Below are 2052 nucleotides of genomic sequence, written 5' to 3' on the forward strand. Positions count from 1 at the left end.
GCGTCCGTCTTCCTTCAGATTCCGCCTCACGGCGGACACCCTTGACTTTCGCTAACAGTTCCTACTGCCAAGTCTGTAGTGGACTTTCACCACCAAGTTGTCGCCCATGCCGGGCGCACGAAAAAAAAAGAGTCAGAATCCTGACTCTTTTACACGACCTGATTTATTTTTCTGCTGACGCCATTTCTTTAATCGGCTGCAGCTTTTTTAAGGCAGGAAACTGCTGGCATTCCTGTATCTCATTGTATCTGTTCATATACTGACCTGTAGCAACTGATATCAGCTCCTCAAAGGCTGTCTGTGCAGATTCCATCGTTTCAGTATCGTACTGCTTCTTAGCTTCGTCTTCGATGTGCTTATAAGTAAGCGACGCGTATCTGGAAAAGACAGTCTCGTCCTGAGCAGTACTAAAGTCGAATATCAGCTGGTTCTTTGCAGTAGGACGCATTTCGAACATATCCTGCAGCAGTTCTTCAGAAATGCAGTTATGATTTTCGCACGTGCCGATGAGTAGAGCATCTGCTTTTGCGAGTCTGTAGAGAAACTGACTGGAATCAACAAGATGAATCAGTTTGATACGGTTCTGCTGATTAGTAATAGCCAACCATCTTTTCAGTTCTTCTACAGACCGTTCAGTATGTTCATTGCGGTAAAGAACCGTTAGAGACCCGAAGTCTGAACCAGAAAAATGTTTGATTATCTGATTTGTAAGGTCTTCATTGCCTATTACACAATAGTGATGATCTCCAGAAGGTTCAAGCATAGAGCGGATCGAACGCACGGCTCGGGGAACGTTCCCTTGAAGCAATGGTCTGATCGATTCCTTTTCACATAAATCAAGAGAAAAGTCGACAGCGTTCTTAAACAGCATCTGCAGGACAGGTCCGGCAGTCTTCTCTTCAACTGCATCCATGAGCGCCTGATCGATGATATCTACCGGTTCATAGGAATGCTGTTCAGCCGTCTCAACATTGCTGGATAAATTCAGGAGATGCCTGACCACATCTTCATTGAACTTGCTGTAGGTTTCGAGAATCACTTCTTCAAGCATTTTATCTGTATACTGTGACAGATAGCGTAGAAGATCGCCGTGTTTGAAATCTTTCTCATCTACATACAGATAGTATTCATTCCTGTTTTCAGTAACAAGCAGTACAACTTCACTTACTCCATCGAATGCATGTATATCGTGTAGATGTTCTCTTCTGGATGCACGGGTCAGACTGTACTTGTGAATATCGTCAGAAGAGACGGTATCTCTATTTACCCCATACATTAAAAGTTTCATTCTCTCTCATCCCCTACATACGTCAAAATCTCATCCCATATTTCCTTCCGACCTTCTCTAGTCATAGAGGAGAATGTGAACAGCTTGTCGCCGGGTTCTATTTCAAGTGTTTTTCTGATGATACTTGAATGCTTGTTGTATTTTGATTTTTTTATCTTATCCGCCTTAGTAGCGACAATAAGTACGGGAATATCATAGTATTTATATAAATCATACATCTGAATATCCAGATCAGTCGGTTCGTGTCTGAAGTCGACTAATAGGATTCCGAGTGCCAGTTCTTCTCTGGTAGCAAAATAATCAGTCATCATTCTGCCCCATTTGTTCTGTTCTGCATTAGATACTTTAGCGTATCCATATCCTGGTACATCAACGAAAAACAGTTCATTTTCTATATTAAAAAAGTTAAGTGTGCGGGTCTTCCCGGGTTTACCCGATGTTCTAGCTAGTTTTTTTCGGTTGACCATCGTATTGATGAAGGTCGATTTCCCCACGTTGGAGCGCCCCGCAAGGACTATTTCAGTTAAACCATCATCTGGATATTGAGAAGGAGATACGGCACTTATGGTGATGTCAGCATGTTGGATCTTATCACTATTCATTTTTTCTCCTCCAGTTACATAATAGTAATTACCATTTTTTTTGTTTTTTCGTGTTGTTTTAATGCAACTATCGTTGCTCTATCAATTAAAATACAAAAAGGCACCTCTTCCCCCCTTAATCTGATAAAATGAAGTTCACTAAAAACAAACATTCATCACTTA

General features: G+C 41.4%; 2 protein-coding genes. Both read right to left on the minus strand.

Going from position 1 to position 2052, the window contains the following annotated elements; genetic code table 11:
• Window positions 1-163: 163 nt before the first annotated feature.
• Window positions 164-1288 (minus strand): Rossmann-fold NAD(P)-binding domain-containing protein, encoded by a 1125-nt coding sequence (locus ACYQ4S_RS11700; RefSeq protein ID WP_459771308.1) that lies wholly within the window; start codon window positions 1286-1288, stop codon window positions 164-166.
• A complete protein-coding gene (gene yihA / locus ACYQ4S_RS11705) occupies window positions 1285-1890 on the minus strand; it encodes a ribosome biogenesis GTP-binding protein YihA/YsxC (protein WP_091269044.1) in 606 nt (201 codons plus the stop codon). Before yihA ends, ACYQ4S_RS11700 begins: the two co-directional genes overlap by 4 nt.
• Between the last annotated feature and the right edge of the window lie 162 nt (window positions 1891-2052).

This window comes from Alkalibacterium sp. s-m-28 (assembly GCF_054658175.1).

What these genes read in the sequence shown, in the direction of transcription:
- ACYQ4S_RS11700 (WP_459771308.1), bottom strand. Translation starts at nt 1,288, where the DNA reads ATGAAACTTTTAATGTATGGGGTAAATAGAGATACCGTCTCTTCTGAC.
- yihA (WP_091269044.1), bottom strand. Translation starts at nt 1,890, where the DNA reads ATGAATAGTGATAAGATCCAACATGCTGACATCACCATAAGTGCCGTA.